The sequence below is a fragment of the Zavarzinia aquatilis genome (assembly GCF_003173035.1).
GTDB classification, from domain to species: domain Bacteria; phylum Pseudomonadota; class Alphaproteobacteria; order Zavarziniales; family Zavarziniaceae; genus Zavarzinia; species Zavarzinia aquatilis.
Genome location: NZ_QGLE01000003.1, coordinates 82,298 through 101,497, shown reverse-complemented (window position 1 = coordinate 101,497; position 19,200 = coordinate 82,298). Strand labels below are relative to the sequence as shown.

Sequence of the window (19,200 nt, the reverse complement as noted above, 5' to 3'; positions counted from 1 at the left end):
CTGATCTCCCTTGTCTCTTCGTTATTCCTCGACCTGAACGACGGTGGTCACATCCGGCATCAGGGACAGGTCCATGCGGTATTTGGCGCCGTAGGACGGCACATCGAGTTCAGCCTCGGTCACCGTCCAGTCGGCCGGCAGGCTCCAGAACGCGCGGAAGTCGTTCAGGAATTTCTCCGACAGGCCGAAGGAGGTGGCGAACATATGCCGGACCTGGGGCGAAGCTTCCTTGGCGAGGATGCGCGCGCGCTCCTCGGCCATCCAGGCCTTGACCGGCTTCGAGCGGGCGAGGCGTTCCTTGCGGATATGCGCCCGGCGCTCCGCCGTCGCCACTTCGTCCACGCTCCAGCGACCGCTCGCGTCCTGCGCCGAGACGGCGCCATGAACCTTGGCGGCGAATTCGGGCAGCAGGCAGCCCTCGTTCAGGTCCTTGGCGATGGCGTCGGTCTCGCGCTCCAGCGGATCGCCGAAGCCGGGGCCGCCGCGCAGGTAGTTGAGATAGAGATCGTGGTTGTCGTAGCAGTCCTCGGTCGTCATGCACTGCTTGTCGCGCTTCACCCGGGCCCGGGCCCCGAGATGCGCCTCATAGGCGGGATGCGACGGGTCGAGGTCGCCGCCCAGGGGCAGGGACAGGCCCTTCTCGATCCGCTCCTGCAGGCCGGTGTCATGGGCCTCGAAGCGATAGCCGGTCGCCGCCGGATAACCGCCCATGAAGCCCCAGTCGGAGTTCATGTAACCATTGCCCATGAAGAACATGGTCCAGTCCTGCGCCTTCCAGACCATGCGCAGGGTCTCGAAGCCGCAGCCGCCCCGGTATTTGCCGTAACCGCCCGAGTTCGCCTTCACATTGCGCCCGAGATAGAGCAGCGGCTCCGCCATCTCCCAGATCTCGATGTCGCCCATGTCGCCTTCGGGGTTCCAGATCGCGGCGGCATGGTTGAGACCGTCCTTGATCGCGCCGGCGCCGGTGCCGCAGGACGAGGCCTCGAAACTGTTCACGGCATGGACTTCGCCGTCCTGGTTGATGCCGCCGCCCTGCAGCCAGTTCGAGGTATTGGCGTTGCCCGCGTTCACCTCCTCAAGATAACCCCGGCTGAAATAGGCCTGACCGAGGCCGCGCCACATGGCGCTCCAGCCCGAGACCAGGAAGTGCCAGGCATAGGCGTGGCCCGTGCGCCGGTCGTCCGGGTTCATCCAGGTGCCCTTGGGCAGCCGGAATTCGGTGCCAAAATAGGCGCCGTCGTTGATGCGCTGGGTTGGCACCAGGGTCTGGGTCATCATCACCCAGATGCCCGAGGTGAAGGCGACATGATGGGCGTTGTAGCTGTGCCAGCCCCAGCGGCTCGCGCCCTCGAAATCGAGGCGCCAGCTCGCATCCGGCCGGATCGTCATCTCGACCGGCGAATGCATGATCGTGTCGATCTTGGCGAAGGCCGACGGCGTCTGCACGTCGGGATGGGCATAGGGCACGTCGACGAAGGCGACCTTGCGATACTTGCCCGGCAGGGTCATGGCTTTCAGCCGGCTCTGCAGGCCGCGGCGGCCTTCCTCGATCACCTCGAAACCGAACTTCTCGTAGGCTTCCAGCCCCTCGGCCTCGACGATCTCCTCGACCATGGAGCGGATCATGTGGCAACCGGCGATGCGGGTGCGCTCGTCCAGGATCCAGTATTTCGGCGTGCGCACCGAACGCTGGCTCTCGTGCAGCCAGTCGCGCAGCGGGGTGTCGTTCACGCCCGTCTTGCGACAGGTGATCTGATAGCCGTCGCCGAAACGCTGGACCTGGCCGGTCGACATCGAACCCGGCGTAACCGCGCCGGTGTCGATCACATGGGTGACGCCGCCGACCCAGCCGATCAGCTTGCCGGCCCAGAAGATCGGCACGATGGTCGCGATGTCGCAGGGGTGGACATTGCCGATCGAGCAGTCGTTGTTGGTGAACATGTCGCCGGGGTTGATGCCCGGATTATCCTCCCAGTTGTTCTCGATCATGTATTTGATCGCGGCGCCCATGGTGCCGACATGGATGATGATGCCGGTCGAGGTCAGGATGCAGTCGCCGACCGCGTTGTAGAGGGTGAAGCAGAGTTCGCCCTCCTGCTCCACGATGGGCGAGGCGGCGATCTTCTTCGCCGTCTCGCGGGCATGGACGAGGCCGCCGCGAATCTTCGAGAACAGCTTCTCGTAACCGATCGGATCGCTCTCGCGCAGCTCAAGCTTCTCGAGACCGTTGTAGTGGCCGCTCGCCGCCGTGCGCGCCATCACCTCGGCGCGGTATTGCTTCAGCGTGACGCCGGTGCCGAGCAGGCCGAGATTGAGGTCCCGGTCCTTGTTCAGGATCTTGTTCATGTTTTCGTCCTCCCTTGTCGTTATTTCACTTCCCGCAGATGGAACAGGCGGTGCTTGTCGAGGCTCGTGGCGAAACCGTCCGGCACCACGAAGGTGGTCGAGGCGGATTCGATGATCGCGGGGCCGGTGATCTCGTTGCCCGGCAGCAGGGCTTCCATCTGCCAGACCGCGGCCTCGACCCAGCGTTTGTGGCGATAGAACGGACGCTTGCCGAGCAGCGCCGCCGCGGGCGGCACGGGGCCGCCGTCGGCGTCTTCCGGCAGCACCGGCTTCTGCGTCGCGACGAGGCCGCGCATGATCGCCCCCGTGGCCGAAAAGCCGAGTTCAGGCGAACGGGCGGACGAGGCATAGACCCTTGTGTAGGTCTCCTCGAAAGCGTCGGTGATCTTCTGCCAGTCCTCGACCGTGGCGGCGGCGGTGATGGGCGAGGTGATCTCGAGATCGTTCAGCTGGCCCATGTACTGCATCCGGTAACCGGGCAGCAGGGTGATGTCCTCGGGCCGGAAGCCGTTGATGACGAATTCGTCGATCACCTTGGCCGCGAGTTCGGCCCAGGCGTCCTGGATCACCTTGCAGGCCGCCGTCTTCACGTCGTCGCCGGCATCGGGGCCGACCGCGATGTCGACGCTCTTGTCGTAGCGATACTCGAAGTCGGCGCAGGCGCAGCCGAAGGCCGAGAAGCCCGCGGCCCAGGCCGGCACGATGACATCCTTGAAGCCCAGGCCTTCCGTGTAACCATAGGTGTGGACCGGGCCGGCGCCGCCGTAGGAGAAGCAGACGAAGTCGGTCGGGTTGTAACCCTTGGCGCTGATGTTCGAGCGCAAGTATTCGTGCAGGTTGAGGTCGAGCAGCTCGATGACCCCCGCCGCCGCGTCCTCGACCGAGAGGCCGAGCGGATCGGCGATCTGGGCCTTGATGTGCCGGCGCGCCCGCTCGACGTCGAGCTTGATCGCCCCGCCGAGGAAATTGTCCGGGTTGAGATAGCCGAGCACGACATGGCAGTCCGAGACCGAGACGGTGTCGAGCCCGCTGCCTTCCCAGCAGGTGCCGACCCGGTAGCCGGCCGAATCCGGCCCCAGCTTGATCGAGCCCGAATAGGGATCGAGGCGGACGAAGGAGCCGGCACCGGCGCCGACCGAGTCCATGGCGACGAGCGGCAGCGAGAGCACGAGACGCGCCATGTCCGGATCGGAGGCGATGGCGAAATTGCCCTTGGTGATCAGCGCCATGTCGAACGAGGTGCCGCCGATGTCGGAACAGGCGATATTCTCGTAGCCCAGCCGCTCGCCCAGCAGCTTGGAGCCGATGACGCCGCCGATCGGGCCGGAGACGATGGTGCGCGCCAGCTCCTTCGCCTTCCACGAGATGGTGCCGCCATGGGTCGCCATCACCCGGAGGTCGAATTTGGCGCCATGCGCCTTGAAGCGGTCGGAGACCTTCTTCAGGGTCTGGCGCGACGGCTCGGCGGCATAGGCCTCGAGAATCGTCGTGTTGGTGCGGTGGCTTTCCTTCCGCGACGGGTAGTAGTCGACCGAGGCGAAGACCGGAATGTCGGCGCCGATCGCCTTCAACTCGTCACGGCAGACGTCGCGGGCGCGCTTCTCGCTGGTCTCGTTCTTGTGGGACTGGAGGAGGACGATGGCGATCGCCTTCGAACCGGCGGCGACCAGTTCGCGCGTCGCCTGGCGCACCTCATCCTCGCGCAGCGGAATGACGATCTCGCCCTGGACGTCGGTCCGCTCGGTCACGCCGCGGGTCCTCGAATAGGGCACCAGCGGTTCGTCGTAACGGTGGGTGTTGAGATGCAGCCGCTCCTCGAGCGCATAGCCGAGATAGGACTGGATCGCCCGGCCCATGGAATGGATCTGCTCGAAGCCCTTGTTGCAGATCAGGCCGACGTCGAGACCCTTGCGCTGGACGACGCGGTTCAGCATCGCCGTGCCCGAGTAGACGCAGGTCACGAGTTCCGGATAGACCTCGTCGACCTCGCGGCCCCATTGGGCGAGGGCATCGTGCGAGGATTCGAGGATGGCGAGGGATTCGTCGCCCGGATTGCTCTGGGCCTTGCCGACGACGAAACGGCCGTCGGCCCGGACGAAGAATGTGTCGGTCATCGTGCCGCCGGCGTCGATGCCCATCACCTGAACGGTGCTGTCTTGGCTTTGCATGGTTCCTCCCGTTGTCCGGCGGCCGCTTTTTTTCCGGCCGCGCCAGAGGACAGGGGCAAGCGCCGTGCCAGCGCCTTCAGGGCGCGCGGGATCGAGGGAATCCGCCATCGCGGTGCCCATGCGGTGCCCGCGGCCGGTGTCCGGGCCCTGATCACGCCGGACAGGGGTGACCGGATTCCGGTCACGGAAACGCCGGTTCGAGACGAAAGACTTGAAAGTCTCGCCCCCGCGCTGTACATCACACCTCACATAGCCCGACGGTACCCTCGGGATGAGATCGAAGCGGGCCAGGTGGCCCGCTTCGTCGTTTGAGGACAGGAATGGAACTGACCAGCCGCATCGCCGCCCTGATCGAGCCGTCGCTTCTCGCGATGGGCTTCCTTCTCGTGCGGGTGCGTTTCGGCGGGGCCAAGCGTCCCGTGCTGCAGATCATGGCCGAGCGCCCCGACGGCACCATGACCGTCGAGGATTGCGCCGACGTCAGCCGCGCGGTTTCCGCCATCCTCGACGTCGAGGATCCGATCAGCAGCGAATATGTCCTCGAGGTTTCGTCGCCGGGCATCGACCGGCCGCTGATGAAGCTGGACGATTTCCGCCGTTTCTCCGGCTATGAAGCCAAGGTCGAGACGGTGATGCCGGTCGAGGGGCGGAAGCGTTACCGTGGCCGCCTGACCGGCATCGACGGCGAGGATGTGCTGATCACCGTCGACGGCCAGGATTACCGCCTGCCCTTCCCGCTGATCGGCGAGGCCCGCCTCGTGCTGACCGACGACCTGATCGCCGCCAGCCTGAAGGGCACGCTGCTGCCGCCGGGCGCCGAGGACGTGGCCCGGGTGGCCGCCGTCGCCGACGCCGAAGGCGACGAAGAGACTATTGACGATGCCGCCGTGGCCGACGAGCCTGCCGGCGAAAAGACCGCTTGAGGTGATGAAGATGGCCGCTGTCAGCGCGAACCGGCTCGAACTTCTGCAGATCGCGGACGCGGTCGCCCGCGAGAAGTCGATCGACAAATTCGTCGTTCTGGAAGCCCTGGAAGAGGCGATCCAGAAGGCCGCGCGTTCGCGTTACGGCAGCGAGAACGAGATCCGCGCCGAGATCGACCCGAAGTCGGGCGAGACCCGCCTGTACCGCCTGCTCGAAGTGGTCGAGACGGTCGAGAACGACGCCACCCAGATCGGCCTCGACGACGCGCTGACGCGCAACCCGGCGGCCCAGGTCGGCGACTTCCTGTCGGAATCGCTGCCGCCGCTGGAATTCGGCCGCATCGCCGCCCAGACCGCCAAGCAGGTGATCGTGCAGAAGGTGCGCGACGCCGAGCGCGAGCGTCAGTACCAGGAATTCAAGGACCGCATCGGCGAGGTCGTGAACGGCCTCGTGAAGCGCGTCGAATATGGCAATGTCATCGTCGATCTCGGCCGGGCCGAGGCGATCATGCGCCGCGACGAGAGCCTGCCGCGCGAGACCTTCCACAACGGCGACCGCTGCCGCGCCTATGTCTACGACGTCCGGCGCGAGGCCCGCGGCCCGCAGATCTTCCTCAGCCGCACCCACCCGCAGTTCATGGCGAAGCTGTTCGCCCAGGAAGTGCCGGAAGTCTATGACGGCATCATCGAGATCAAGGCCGTCGCCCGCGATCCGAGCAGCCGCGCCAAGATCGCCGTCGTCTCGCGCGACAGCTCGATCGACCCCGTCGGCGCCTGCGTCGGTATGCGCGGCAGCCGCGTGCAGGCCGTGGTCGGCGAGCTGCAGGGCGAGAAGATCGACATCATCCAGTGGTCGCCCGATCCGGCCACCTTCATCGTCAATGCCCTCGCCCCGGCCGAAGTCGCCAAGGTCGTGCTCGACGAGGAAACCCGCCGCATCGAGGTCGTGGTGCCGGACGATCAGCTGTCGCTCGCCATCGGGCGCCGCGGCCAGAACGTCCGCCTCGCCTCGCAGCTGACCAGCTGGGACATCGACATCCTGACCGAGGCCGAGGAATCGACCCGCCGCCAGGAGGAATTCCGCAACAAGTCCGAGATGTTCGTGCGTGAGCTGGACGTCGAGGAGACCATCGCCCAGCTGCTCGCCGCCGAAGGCTTCACCTCGATCGAGGAAGTCGCCTATGTCGCCGAGGACGAGCTGTCGGGCATCCAGGGCTTCGACGAGGAAATCGCCGCCGCCCTGCAGGAGCGCGCCCGCGAGAAGATCGCCGAGCGCGACGCCCGTTTCGAGGAAGAGCGCAAGGAGATGGGGGTCGAGGACGCCATCGCCGCCCTGCCTCATGTCACGCCGGCCATGCTGGTCGCCCTCGGCCGCGCCGGGGTGAAGACGCTGGACGATCTGGCCGATCTGTCGACCGACGAGCTGATCAGCGCCAAGGACGGTGTCCTGAAGGACTTCGGCCTCGACGAGGATTCGGCCACCGAGATGGTGATGGCCGCCCGAGCCCACTGGTTCGCCGACGAGGAGGAGGGTGATGCAAGCGCCTCCTCTGACGCCATCGAGTGATGTGCCCGCGCCGTCGGTAGCCAATGGCGCTGCCGACGACGGGCCCGGCCCCATCAGACGCTGCATCGCGACCGGGGAAACCCTCGAACGCGAGGCCATGATCCGTTATGTCGTCGGCCCCGACGGCACGCTGGTCCCCGACCTGAAGGCAATCCTGCCCGGGCGCGGTTTCTGGACCTGCGCCCGGCGCGACGCGATCGAGCGCGCGGTCACCAGGAAGATTTTCGCCAAGGCCGCCGCGCGCGCGGGCCATGAAGGCCCGCTGACGGTGCCGGACGGCCTTGCCGACCGGATCGAGGCCATGCTCGCCCGGCGCTGCATGGACATCCTCGGCCTTGCCCGGCGGGCGGGCGAGGTGACGGCCGGCTTCGACAAGATCGAGTCCCAATCGCGCAAGGGCCCCCCGGGGCTCCTTCTCGGCGCCAGCGACGGCGCCGCCGACGGAAAACGCAAGCTGCGGTCGATTTCGGCCGCTGCCATGCATTCCGAGATACTGACCAGCGCCGAATTGAGTTTGGCATTGGGCCGGGAAAATGTAATACATGCAGCCTTCAAACCCGGCCGGCTGGCAGAGCAGTTCCTGGGCGAGGCGCGACGCCTCGCCGGGTTTCGTTTATTGGTAGCGGCCAACGGGCCGGAATTGCCCCGGGCTGGGGCGCAGGCGGAATGATCGATGAGTGACGTCAAGGATAACGACGACAAGAAGCTGAGCCTCGGCGGCTCGCGCACGCTTCAGATGAAGAAGCCGGCGGTCGAGGCCGCGGGTCAGGTGCGTCAGAGCTTCTCGCATGGCCGGTCGAAGCCGGTTGTCGTCGAGCACAAGCGCAAGCGGATGGTCGAGCCCGGCCATCCCGCACCGGCGGCGGCCGCGCCCGCGTCGGCGCCCGCCCCTGTGCCGCCGCGCCCGTCGACCCCGGCCGCGACCGCCCCGGCCGCGACCGCCCCGGCGGCGCCCCCGGTTTCGGTCCAGCCGACCCCCGCCCCGCACAGCGCGCCGACCCCGACCCCGGCAGCGGAAGCCGCGCCCGTCGCCGTCCCGGCTGAAGCGCCCGCGCCCGCCGCGAGCGAGGCCGACCGGCCGTCGCGCGCCGACGCCGGCCTGCCCCGCATCATCGAGGCGAGCGCCCCCGTGGTGCGCCCGAAGATCCTGGGTGAAGCCCCCGTGCGCCGTCCCGAGGCGGCGCCCGCGGCGACTCCGGCGCCTTCGGCCACCGGTCCGCGCATGTCGCCCAACCAGAATCCGCCGGGCCATATCCCCGGCCGGCCGAGTCCGTCGCAGCAGCAGCGCGGCCCGCAGGGCGGTCAGCCGCAGGGCGGCCGTCCCCAGGGTCAGCAGCAGCAGCGCCCCAACCCGCAGGCCCAGACCAAGGGCCGCGTCGTGCTTCGCTCGCTCAGCGACGAGGAAAAGGCCACCCGTGCCCGCGCCCTCGAAGGCGCCCGCGTCGCGGAAGAACGTGCCCGCCAGATCGCCGAGATCGAGGCCAAGCGCCGCCTGATCGAGGATGCCCGCCTCGCCGAGGAAAAGGCCGCCGCCGAACGCCGCCAGGCCGAGGAAGATGCCCGCCGCAAGTCGGACGAGGACGCCCGCCGCAAGGCCGAGGCCGAAGCCGCCCGCCGGCTGGAGCAGGAAAATCCGGGCGCGGCGCGCAAGGCCGATGCCACCACGGCAACCACCGACGAGGCGCCGCGCAGTGCGCCGCGTGCCCCGGGCAGCCTGCCCCGCGTGCTCGACGACGAGGAGCGTCCGCGCTCGAAGAAGCCGGGCGGCGTGCCGGGCAAGGTCGCGCCCAAGGTCGTGGCGCCCAAGCCCGGCCGCACCGACGACAAGCGCCGTTCGGGCAAGGTGAATGTCACCGCCGCCATCGACGGCGAGGAGCGTCAGCGTTCCATCGCCTCCATGCGTCGCCGCATCGAGCGTGAGAAGCGCCAGATGCGCGGCCAGGAAGACAAGGTGAAGGTCGTCCGCGACGTCATCGTGCCGGAAGTCATCACCGTGCAGGAACTGGCCAACCGCATGGCCGAGCGCGGCGCCGACGTGATCAAGCAGCTCATGCGCCTTGGCGTCATGGCGACGATCAACCAGTCGATCGACGCCGACACCGCCGAACTCGTGGTGCAGGAATTCGGCCACCGCCTGAAGCGCGTCGCCGAGTCCGACGTCGAAATCGGCCTCGAGGGCGAAGTCGACGTCGACGAGAACCTGGAGCCGCGCGCGCCTGTCGTCACGGTCATGGGTCACGTCGACCACGGCAAGACCTCGCTGCTCGACGCCCTGCGCTCGACCGACGTCGCCGCGGGTGAAGCCGGCGGCATCACCCAGCACATCGGCGCCTATCAGGTGAAGCTGGGCAGCGGCCAGAAGATCACCTTCCTCGACACCCCGGGCCACGAGGCGTTCACCGCCATGCGCGCCCGCGGCGCCAAGGTGACGGACATCGTCGTCCTCGTGGTCGCGGCCGACGACGGCATCATGCCGCAGACGGTCGAGGCGATCCGCCATGCCCGCGCCGCCGGCGTGCCCATGGTCGTCGCCATCAACAAGATCGACAAGCCGGACGCCAACCCCAACAAGGTCCGCCAGAACCTGCTTCAGCACGAAGTGGTGGTGGAAGAGCTGGGCGGCGAGGTTCAGGCGATCGAGGTTTCGGCCAAGAGCCGCATCGGCCTCGACAAGCTGGAGGAAGCCATCCTCCTGCAGGCGGAAATCCTCGAGCTGCGCGCCAACCCGAACCGCGAGGCGGCGGGCGTCGTGATCGAGGCCAAGCTGGACCGCGGCCGCGGCCCGGTCGCCACCGTGCTGGTCCAGAAGGGCACCCTGAAGGTTGGCGACATCTTCGTCGCCGGTTCCGAATGGGGCAAGGTGCGCGCGCTGCTCAACGATCGCGGCGATCAGCAGACAGAAGCCGGCCCGGCTGTCCCGGTCGAAGTGCTGGGCCTGACCGGCACGCCGTCGGCGGGCGACGACTTCCAGGTCGTCGACTCGGAAGCCCGTGCCCGCGAGGTTACCGCCTTCCGTCAGCGCCGGACCAAGGAACAGCGCGCCGTCGGTACCGCCCGCGTCTCGCTGGAACAGATGTTCAGCAAGATCAAGGAAGGTCAGGCCAAGGAACTGCCGGTCGTCATCAAGGCGGACGTGCAGGGCTCGCTCGAAGCCATCGTCGGCTCGCTCACCAAGATGGGCACCGACGAGGTCCAGGTCCGCATCCTGCACGACGCGGTCGGGGGCATCACCGAATCCGACGTCACGCTGGCCAAGGCGTCCAACGCCCCGATCATCGCCTTCAACGTGCGTGCCAACAAGCAGGCGCGCGAGATGGCCGATCACGAAGGCGTCGAGATCCGCTACTACTCGATCATCTATGACCTCGTCGATGACGTGAAGTCGGCGCTCTCGGGCCTGCTGGCGCCGACGCTGAAGGAAACCTTCCTCGGCTACGCCTCGATCCGCGAGACCTTCCAGATCACCAAGTCGGGCAAGGTCGCGGGCTGCCTCGTCACCGATGGCATCGTCAAGCGCGGTGCCAAGGTGCGCGTGATCCGCGACAACGTCGTCATCCACGAAGGCACGCTGTCCTCGCTCCGCCGCTTCAAGGACGAAGTGAAGGAAGTGAAGGCGACCTTCGAATGCGGCATGGCCTTCGAGAACTACGAAAATTTCCATGTCGGCGACGTCGTGGAATGCTTCGAGATCGAGGAAATCGCGCGGACGCTCTAAGTCTGCCCTCAAGCACCGGGCGGCGGCATCCGCCGCCCTGGCCCGCTTCGCGGGGCCGCAATGGCCCTGAAGGGAACAGTGAACTCCGGCCCGACGGCCGGAGTTCGTCTTTCGGAAAGGACATGCCATGTCTCGTGGTCGTTCGCCGGCAGGCAGCCGGCAGGGTCGCGACGACGATCATCGCGCCGGCCGGGCCGCCAGCCAGCGCCAGCTGCGCGTGGGTGAATTGCTGCGCCATCTGATCGCCGAGCTGCTGCGCCGCGACGTGATCCACGATCCGCATCTGACCGGCATCGCCATCACCGTGTCGGAAGTCCGGGTCAGCCCGGACCTGAAGAACGCGACCGTCTTCGCCCTGCCGTTGTCGGGCAAGAACACGGCGGAAGTGATCGCCGCGCTGAACCATGCCGCGACCTTCATCCGCGGCCAGGTGTCGAAGGGCACCGAGCTGAAGTTCACGCCCAAGCTGACCTTCATCGGCGACGAGAGCTTTGACGAGGCCGACCGCATCCGCACCCTGCTGGACACGCCGCGGGTGAAGCACGACCTCGAAGAGGCCGGCTGGGCCGACGACGAGGACTGAACGGCGCCATCATGAGTCTCGAGTCCGTCCGCGCCTTCATGGCGCAGCACGCCCCCGATATCGCCATCATCGAGACCGCCGAATCCTCGGCCACGGTGCCGCTGGCCGCCGCCGCCCATGGCGTCGAGCCCGGCCAGATCGCCAAGACCCTGTCCCTGCGCCTTGGCGAGGACGTGGTGCTGGTGGTCGCGCGGGGCGATGCCCGGCTCGACAACCGGAAATGCAAGGATGCCTTCGGCACCAAGCCCCGGATGCTGGGGATCGAGGAAGTCTCGGATCTGACCGGCCATCCGGTGGGCGGGGTCTGCCCCTTCGGTCTCGCCCGGCCGCTGAAGGTCTATTGCGATGTCTCGCTGAAGGCCTATGACGTCGTGGTGCCCGCCGCCGGCTCGACCAACTCCGCCCTGTTCATCGCGCCGGACCGGCTCGCCGCCATCACCGCGGCGACCTGGGTCGACATCTGCCAGGACCCTGCGCCTTGAAGCGCGGCAAGCGCGTCGTCAACGGCTGGGTCATCCTCGACAAACCGCTGGGCGTCACCTCGACCCAGGCTCTCGGCAAGCTGCGCTGGCAATTGTCGGCGGCCAAGGGCGGCCATGGCGGCACCCTCGACCCGCTGGCGACCGGCATCCTGCCGCTGGCCTTCGGCGAGGCCACGAAGGCCCTGCCCTATGTCGTCGACGCCACCAAGACCTATCGCTTCACCATCCGCTTCGGCATCGAGACCACCACCCTCGACGCCGAGGGCGAGGTGACGGCGACGTCCCCATCCCGGCCGGAAACGGCGGCGATCGAGGCCGCCCTGCCCGCCTTCCAGGGCACGATCGAACAGGTGCCGCCGATCTTTTCCGCGATCAAGGTCGACGGGGAGCGCGCCTATGACCTGGCGCGGGCGGGCGAGACGGTGGAACTCGCCGCGCGCGCGGTCGAAATCCTGTCCTTTCGCCTCGTCGAGCGGCCGGATGCCGACCATGCCACCTTCGAGGTCGATTGCGGCAAAGGCACCTATGTCCGCTCGCTGGCGCGCGACCTGTCGCGGGCGCTCGGCACCGTCGGCCATGTCGTCATGCTGCGCCGGCTGCGGGTCGGGCCCTTCGGCCTCGACCGCGCCGTGACGCCGGAGCAGGTCCAGAATCTTGTGGAAAACCACCCGGATTTGCTTCATACATCGCCCCCTGACGGCATTCTGCTGCCCGTCGTGACTGCGCTGGACGACATCCCGGCGCTAGCCGTGACGGCAGGTGATGCCCGGGCCCTCAAGGATGGCCGGGCAATCGGAATGTCGGGCACCGTGCAACAGCGTGACGGGGAAGCCGTTGTCCGCCTGATGGCGCCGACGGGCCTTGTGGCGTTGGGGCGGGTCGATGGCCCGCTTGTCCGCCCGGTGCGTGTTTTCCACCTTGATTAGGAGACCACACGATGTCGATCACGCCGGAGCGCAAGTCCGCGCTCGTCAAGGAATACGCCACCCACGAGGGTGACACCGGTTCGCCGGAAGTGCAGGTTGCGGTCCTGTCGGAGCGCATCGCCAACCTGACCGAGCACTTCAAGACCCACAAGAAGGACAACCACTCGCGTCGTGGCCTTCTGATGCTGGTCTCGCAGCGTCGCCGTCTGCTCGACTATCTGAAGTCGCGCGACACGGCCCGCTACACGAGCCTGATCGGCCGTCTCGGCCTGCGCAAGTGACGATACGGGCGGACGATATTTCCATCGCGCCGCCCCTTCGGGACATCGGGGCCCGGCCGGCAATTCCGCGACGCGGATAGTGCCGGCCGGGCCCTTCCCCATTTCCGGGGGGTCATCCGGGACATACCGCGCGGAAGGTCCGGCGCGGGCAGACAGGGGCACGGCAGGGGCCGCGCTCCCACGGGGCTGAAAGCCCACGGGTCGGCCGCAAGGGCGGAAACCCGTCAGGAAGGATAGAGATATGTTCACCATTCACCGCAAGGAACTGACCTGGGGCGGTCGCCAGCTGGTCCTCGAGACCGGCCGCATCGCGCGTCAGGCCGACGGCGCCGTGCTCGTCCAGTATGGCGACACCACCGTGCTGGTCACCGCCGTCGCCGCCAAATCCGTGAAGCCCGGGGTGGATTTCTTCCCGCTCACGGTGAACTACCAGGAAAAGGCCTACGCGGCCGGCAAGATTCCCGGCGGTTTCTTCAAGCGCGAAGGCCGTCCGACCGAGAAGGAGACCCTGGTCTCCCGCCTCATCGACCGCCCGATCCGTCCGCTCTTCGTCGACGGTTTCCGCAACGAGACCCAGGTCATCGCCACCGTCCTCTGCCACGATCTCGAGAATGATCCCGACATCGCGGCCATGATCGGCGCCTCCGCCGCCCTGACCCTGTCGGGCGTGCCCTTCCTCGGCCCGATCGGCGCCGCCCGCGTCGGTTACATCAACGGCGAATACGTCCTCAACCCGCAGCTCGACGAACTGCCGACCTCGGACCTCGACCTCGTGGTCGCGGGCACGGGCGACGCCGTGCTGATGGTCGAATCCGAAGCCAAGCAGCTGTCGGAAGAGGTCATGCTGGGCGCCGTCATGTTCGGCCACCGCGCGATGCAGCCGGTGATCCAGGCGATCATCGAACTCGCCGAAGCCGCCGCCAAGGAGCCCTGGGCCCTGCCGGAAGCCCCGGACGAGAGCGCCCTCGTCGCCCGCCTGAAGGACGCCGTCGAGGCTGACCTGCGCGCCGCCTATGGCATCCGCGTGAAGCAGGCCCGTTACGACGCCGTCGGCGCCGCCAAGAAGAAGGCCGTCGCCGATCTGGGCGCCGAAGGCTTCGACGTCGCCCGCGTGGTCGAGCAGTTCAAGGCGCTGGAGTCGGACATCGTCCGCAACGACATCCTCGACAAGGGCACCCGCATCGACGGCCGCGACCTCGTCACGGTCCGTCCGATCGTCGCGGAAGTCGGCGTGCTGCCGCGCGCCCATGGCTCGGCCCTGTTCACCCGTGGCGAGACGCAGGCCCTCGTGGTCGCGACCCTCGGCACCGGCGACGACGAGCAGATGATCGACGCGCTCGAGGGCACCTACCACGAGCACTTCATGCTGCACTATAACTTCCCGCCGTTCTCGGTCGGCGAGACGGGCCGCATGGGCGCCACCGGCCGCCGCGAGATCGGCCACGGCAAGCTGGCCTGGCGCGCCGTGCGCCCGGTACTGCCGTCGAAGGAAGCCTTCCCCTACACGCTGCGCGTCGTCTCGGAAATCACCGAGTCGAACGGCTCGTCGTCGATGGCGACGGTCTGCGGCTCGTCCCTCGCCCTGATGGACGCCGCCGTGCCGCTGGAAACCCCGGTCGCCGGCATCGCCATGGGCCTGATCAAGGAAGGCGACCGTTTCGCCGTCCTGTCGGACATCCTCGGCGACGAGGATCACCTCGGCGACATGGACTTCAAGGTGGCGGGTTCCGACAAGGGCGTGACCTCGCTCCAGATGGACATCAAGATCACCGGCATCACCGAAGAGATCATGAAGGTCGCGCTGCATCAGGCCCAGACCGGCCGGATGCACATCCTCGGCGAGATGGCCAAGGCCCTGACCGGTGCCCGCACCCAGGTCAACGCCTATGCCCCGCGCATCGAGACCATCTCGATCCCCAAGGAAAAGATCCGCGAAGTGATCGGCACCGGCGGCAAGGTCATCCGCGAGATCGTGGAAAAGACCGGCGCCAAGATCGACATCAACGACGATGGCACGATCAAGGTTTCGGCCTCCGACACCAACGCGATCGAAGCCGCGATCAAGTGGATCAACGGCATCGTCGCCGAAGCCAAGGTCGGCGAAGTCTATGACGGCAAGGTCGTGAAGGTCGTCGACTTCGGCGCCTTCGTGAACTTCATCGGCTCGAAGGACGGCCTCGTCCACATCTCGGAACTGGCGCCCAAGCGCGTCGCCAAGGTGACGGACGTCGTCAACGAGGGCGACGCCGTGAAGGTGAAGGTCCTCGGCATCGACGAGCGCGGCAAGATCCGCCTGTCGATGAAGGTCGTCGACCAGCAGACCGGCGCCGACATCGTCCCCGAGAAGAAGGCCGACGCCGAGTAATCGGCCCCGGCGCTTCATCGCAAAGACAAGGGCGGTCCCGCGGGGCCGCCCTTTTTCTTTGCCCGTGATAATTGCCCCAACTACCCCGAAGCGAATCGTGGGAAGTGAGTGATCCATGGGTTTCTTCAGGCCGGTTTTCTTCGCCCTTCGCCAATGGTGGAGCCTCGAAGCCCTCGGCTTCGCCCTGCTGCAGGCGGCGCAGGACTTCGGCCTGCTGGCCGCCACCGGCAATCTGGATCGGCTGTTCACCGATCCCTATTTCACGCCGATGGAAATCGACAGGATGCAGGCGGAGGCCACCCGGCCCATGATGCTGGTCTCGCTGGTCTTGCTGCCGATCCCCGTCGCCCTGGGCTCGCGCCTGAACCGCCGGCTGTTCGGCCGCCCTCTGCCCGTCGGCCCGGTCGAGGGCGCGTTCCGCTGGATGAAGACGCAGATCCTCGGCGGGCTATCGCTCTTGGCGCTGACCGCCATTCCCTTTGCCTTTGTCATCCTGACGACGAAACTCGTGGCGCCGGGCGCCATCGACCCCATCGGCGCCACGGCCGGCGCCATCGCCGTGCTGGCCGCCGTGGTTCTGGCCATTGCTCACGCCTTCTACCCGATCCGCGTCATGTACAAAGGCTGGTCCAGTTTCGCCGCCGCGCGCCGGCTGTCGCGCGGCCACCGCTGGACGCTTGTCGGCCGCGTCCTCGCGCTCGTCGTGGCGATCCTCGCGATCTGCATCGTGTTCATGCTGCCGGCCCTCATCATCAACGACAGCCGGGGCCTCTTCCTGATCACGCATATCGCCTTGAGTCCGCTCGCGGCCGCGGCGACCGCGCCCTGTATCGCGCTGTGGAGCAGCCTCTATTTCGAGGCGGAGGCGGCCGCCGCCTAGGCGCCGCCCCTCACCCCATCCCTCTCCCCGCAAGCGGGGCGAGGGGGTATATCGAGGCTGCGTCGCCCCCCTCGCCCCTCCGGGGAGAGGGATGGCGTGAGGGGTAGCAAGGTGTTACACCAGGACGATATCCGCCGCCGTCAGGTCGGCGAGGGCGATACCGACCAAGGTCACGCTGTTGCCGCTGCCGGCGTCGATGACGACATTGGCGCCGTCGGCATGGGCCGCCGCCAGCACCGCGTCCACCGTGGCGAAGCGCGATTTCAGGAACAGCAGCTGGTCGTGGCCGTTTTCATGGATGTTGAAATCGGTGATGCGGTCGTGGCCGAAGCTGCCCGAATTGAAGCAGAACAGGTCGCTGCCGACGCCGCCGGTCAACTGATCGTTGCCGAGGCCGCCGTAGAGCCGGTCATTGCCGGCGCCGCCATAGACGAAGTCACTGCCCGCGTCGCCATAGACGTAATCATTGCCGTCGCCGCCGTGGACGAGGTCGTCGCCCGCCCCGCCATAGAGCTTGTCGTTGCCGGCCTGGCCGAAGATGCGGTCGGCCCCCGTGCCGCCGGTGATCGTGTCCTTGCCGGCGCGGCCTTCGGTCGCCGCGTCATAGGCGATGAAGGACAGGCCGGTGCTGCTGGTCAGGCCCTTGTCGCCGATGCCGAACCAGGTGCCCGGCCGGTCGGAGAAGATCACCCGCTCCACCCCCTCGAGGTCCTTGAGACCATAGAGGTTGCCGCTGTCGAACAGGAACAGCGTGCCGTCCGACAGGTGGAAGGCATCGTAGCGGGCGGCCGCGCCCTTCACCTCGACCGTGTCGGTGCCGAGGCCGCCAGCCACCGTGTCGGTACCCGTGGTCAGGCGGAAGCGGTCGTTGCCGCCAAGACCGTCGAGGAAATCATCGCTGGCGCCATCGGCCAGTTTGTCGAAGTAATCGGTGCCGATCAGGAAGGCGGGGTCGCCGAAATGGTCCGAGGTCGGCGTGTCGCGATCCTGCACCCAGGTCAGCGCGCGGGTGGCATTGCTGAGGAAGGAGAGCAGGATCACGCTGTCCTGCTCGATATAATCGTAGAAGCTCGACTGGCCGATGCGCTCGACGGGATTGGTGAAGACGCCTTCGAGATGGGCGATCCAGCCGGTGAGATTGGCGATGCTGAAGACGCCGTAAGGCCAGAGCGGGCTGGCATAGGCATCGTCGAACAGGATCAGATTGTCGACCGAATTGGCGAATTTGGGATCGTTCGGCAGCAGCACATTGTCGATCGCGTCCTGGAACGAGGTGGAATCCCCCGCCACCCGGTGCACGACGTCATTCTCGAAACCGATATTGGCGATGCCCGGCCGGTCGACGATCACCGGCACCGCCCCCGCGACATAGTCACTGGCGGCGTAGAAGCCGCCCCAGGCGCTGTCCTTGATCGCGAACATATTGTTGGTCGTGCCGGCGCCGAGGCTGTAGCCCGTCACCAGAACGTCGCTGCCGTCGAGCCCCTTGCCCGCCGCGAAGGTCTTCACCGCCTCGAGCAGATAGTCGAAGGCATGGACGTATTCGCCCGCGATCATCGACGGATAGTCGACGACGTCGAGCGGGTTGTTGGTCGGGGCATAGACGATGGAAAGCTGCGCGATCTGGCCGCCCGCATCCTCCCGCGCCCAGATCTTGGCCTGCGAGGTGAACAGCCCGTCGACCGTCGGCCCCTTGCCGACGAAGAAGCCCTGCAGGTCGACCTTGGACGCGGCAAGGCCAAGCTCGGCCGCCGAAACCTCGCGCCAGCCCGCGGGCGGCTGCGCATTGGTGCCGAGGGCGACATTCATCAACGGATTGGCGAGGGGCAGCAGCGGCTCCGCCCCGAACGACTGAATGCCCGTATAGGACGCCAGCGACCAGGCCGTCGACAGCAGATCGCGGCCATCCTGACCCTTGTAATCGAATATCGGCATGTTTCCCCCAAGGACGACGGGCTCTTACCCTGTCGCACGCAGACTAACATCCCTGTCAGCAGGAAGGCGCGGCCGGAAGATGCCAATTCGGGTTGAGTGACGCGAAATGCTCCGGTCGCGGCACCCATCTTATGGGTTGATTAGGAATATGAAATTGCCGCCCTGATTGAACCGTGTCAGCCTGCGCCGGTCGCAGGAGAGTTCGATGACCGTTTCCGTCTGGTCCGCCTTCACCTTCGCCGTCCGTAACACGATCCGTCCCGTGACCCTGGGCTTCGTCGGCTTGCAGCTCGCAGGCGCGGCGGCGTTCGTGATGTGGACGAAGGTCCGGATCGCACAGCTGGCGGCACTCAACGATCCCGCCGCCTGGCAAAGCTATGCGTGGCAGACCGGCCTCCTGAACGCCTTGCTCAGCCTTCTTTCCCTGCCCGTCTTCGTCATCCTCGCGTCCCGCTTGAGCGCCGATATCTTCGGACGCCCCTTCCCGGTCACTTGGTGGCGGGGCAGCCTGCGCGCCCTCAAGGTCGTGGCGATCCTCTTCGTGGCCCTGGTCGTCATCCTCCTCCCTGGCATGTTGCTGCAGGCTTTCGTATTCAAGGTTGAGGAAACAGGGCCGCTCACCACCATGTTGCTCGCCTTGCTTCCGATGCTGGTGGCGCTCTGGTGTCTCTTCAGTCACATCTTTTACGGCTACGGCGTGATGTTCAAAGGCCGCTTCGGCTTTCGCCAGGCCCGGGCTTACGCCCGAGGGCGGCGACTGCGCCTGGTCGGGGGCATGGTGCTGCTTTTGCTGGTTACGGTGCCGTTCCAGCTCCTGCTGAGATACGAACCGATCCAGCCCATGCTTCCCATTGGCAGTTTTCTGGCGCTATCGGCGCTGTCAAGCCTGCTGGGCGTGGCTGTCCAGGTGCTGGTCCTGCGGGAATTCCTCGAAGCCATGGACGAGGCCGATGCCCGGGCCGCGGAAAGCCCGCCGCCCGAAATCGCCACCACCGCCTTTGAGGGTTGAGCCGCCAACCGATAAAG

14 protein-coding genes are annotated in these 19,200 nt (G+C 67.0%); 11 read left to right on the top strand and 3 right to left on the bottom strand.

What is annotated here, in order from left to right; all coding sequences use genetic code 11:
* Positions 1-21 precede the first annotated feature (21 nt).
* On the bottom strand, positions 22-2,349 hold the full coding sequence (locus tag DKG74_RS06725; RefSeq protein ID WP_109903980.1) for a hydantoinase B/oxoprolinase family protein: 2,328 nt from the start codon (positions 2,347-2,349) through the stop codon (positions 22-24).
* A 20-nt stretch (positions 2,350-2,369) separates the two neighbouring features.
* Entirely contained in the window at positions 2,370-4,517 is a 2,148-nt protein-coding gene (locus tag DKG74_RS06720; protein ID WP_109903978.1) for a hydantoinase/oxoprolinase family protein, read from the bottom strand.
* Positions 4,518-4,825: 308 nt separating this feature from the next.
* On the opposite strand from DKG74_RS06720, the gene rimP reads away from it, so the two are divergent.
* The 10 genes from rimP to DKG74_RS06670 all read left to right on the top strand — a co-directional run bounded on the left by rimP (position 4,826) and on the right by DKG74_RS06670 (position 16,239).
* Positions 4,826-5,440 carry a ribosome maturation factor RimP gene (gene rimP / locus DKG74_RS06715; RefSeq protein WP_341475850.1) on the top strand — a complete coding sequence of 205 codons (615 nt, stop codon included), beginning with the start codon at positions 4,826-4,828 and terminating at the stop codon, positions 5,438-5,440.
* A gap of 10 nt (positions 5,441-5,450) precedes the next feature.
* Positions 5,451-7,007, top strand: a complete 1,557-nt coding sequence (nusA, locus tag DKG74_RS06710; protein ID WP_109904606.1) for a transcription termination factor NusA — start codon at positions 5,451-5,453, stop codon at positions 7,005-7,007.
* Positions 6,976-7,677, top strand: coding sequence for an RNA-binding protein (locus DKG74_RS06705; RefSeq protein WP_109903974.1), 702 nt, complete (start codon positions 6,976-6,978; stop codon positions 7,675-7,677). The genes nusA and DKG74_RS06705 overlap by 32 nt, the downstream gene beginning before the upstream one ends.
* Before the next feature lie 3 nt (positions 7,678-7,680).
* Positions 7,681-10,722 carry a translation initiation factor IF-2 gene (infB, locus tag DKG74_RS06700; protein WP_109903972.1) on the top strand — a complete coding sequence of 1,014 codons (3,042 nt, stop codon included), beginning with the start codon at positions 7,681-7,683 and terminating at the stop codon, positions 10,720-10,722.
* 127 nt (positions 10,723-10,849) lie between these two features.
* Entirely contained in the window at positions 10,850-11,305 is a 456-nt protein-coding gene (gene rbfA, locus DKG74_RS06695; RefSeq protein WP_109903970.1) for a 30S ribosome-binding factor RbfA, read from the top strand.
* An 11-nt stretch (positions 11,306-11,316) separates the two neighbouring features.
* Positions 11,317-11,787, top strand: a complete 471-nt coding sequence (locus DKG74_RS06690; RefSeq protein ID WP_109903968.1) for a YbaK/EbsC family protein — start codon at positions 11,317-11,319, stop codon at positions 11,785-11,787.
* Positions 11,784-12,713, top strand: coding sequence for a tRNA pseudouridine(55) synthase TruB (truB, locus tag DKG74_RS06685; protein WP_109903966.1), 930 nt, complete (start codon positions 11,784-11,786; stop codon positions 12,711-12,713). Before DKG74_RS06690 ends, truB begins: the two co-directional genes overlap by 4 nt.
* Positions 12,714-12,724: 11 nt before the next feature.
* The gene (gene rpsO, locus DKG74_RS06680; RefSeq protein ID WP_109903964.1) at positions 12,725-12,994 is read left to right on the top strand and encodes a 30S ribosomal protein S15; all 270 of its coding nucleotides are present in this window, start codon (positions 12,725-12,727) and stop codon (positions 12,992-12,994) included.
* 241 nt (positions 12,995-13,235) lie between these two features.
* Positions 13,236-15,359 carry a polyribonucleotide nucleotidyltransferase gene (gene pnp / locus DKG74_RS06675; RefSeq protein ID WP_109903962.1) on the top strand — a complete coding sequence of 708 codons (2,124 nt, stop codon included), beginning with the start codon at positions 13,236-13,238 and terminating at the stop codon, positions 15,357-15,359.
* Positions 15,360-15,474: 115 nt separating this feature from the next.
* Positions 15,475-16,239, top strand: coding sequence for a hypothetical protein (locus DKG74_RS06670; RefSeq protein ID WP_109903960.1), 765 nt, complete (start codon positions 15,475-15,477; stop codon positions 16,237-16,239).
* A gap of 114 nt (positions 16,240-16,353) precedes the next feature.
* Here DKG74_RS06670 and DKG74_RS06665 read toward each other — a convergent pair whose 3' ends face one another.
* The gene (locus DKG74_RS06665) at positions 16,354-18,174 is read right to left on the bottom strand and encodes a calcium-binding protein (protein ID WP_109903958.1); all 1,821 of its coding nucleotides are present in this window, start codon (positions 18,172-18,174) and stop codon (positions 16,354-16,356) included.
* A 205-nt stretch (positions 18,175-18,379) separates the two neighbouring features.
* On the opposite strand from DKG74_RS06665, the gene DKG74_RS06660 reads away from it, so the two are divergent.
* A complete protein-coding gene (locus DKG74_RS06660; RefSeq protein ID WP_109903956.1) occupies positions 18,380-19,183 on the top strand; it encodes a hypothetical protein in 804 nt (267 codons plus the stop codon).
* The last annotated feature ends 17 nt before the right edge of the window (positions 19,184-19,200 follow it).